This window comes from Pseudomonas sp. SIMBA_041 (genome assembly GCF_046535095.1).
GTDB lineage: Bacteria > Pseudomonadota > Gammaproteobacteria > Pseudomonadales > Pseudomonadaceae > Aquipseudomonas > Aquipseudomonas mucoides.
Window position 1 is genome coordinate 1 of the sequence record NZ_JAWRXJ010000745.1, and the last position, 247, is coordinate 247.

Consider the following 247-nt stretch of genomic DNA (forward strand, 5'->3'; position numbering starts at 1 on the left):
TGTCGGAGGACGACGAAATGCCCGGGAGGAATGCGAACGGATCGAAACCGAACTGGACATCGTCACCGCTGCGATTCGGGTGGCCGAAATGCACACACCAGCATGGAGCACGCAGCAAATGGGCGAAGCCGGTGCGTTCATCATCGTCGACTCGCAAGCCGACCTCGCTATCGAGTGCGGGCTGGCGCGCCATGACAGGAAGGCCGCGCGCGACACGGGTGCCGCGACGATCGGGCAAACTCCCACC

General features: G+C 64.0%; 1 protein-coding gene. It reads left to right on the top strand.

The window, feature by feature from the left end; all coding sequences use genetic code 11:
- On the top strand, positions 1-247 hold a 247-nt coding region (locus SB725_RS33095), incomplete at both ends, for a hypothetical protein (protein WP_410923686.1).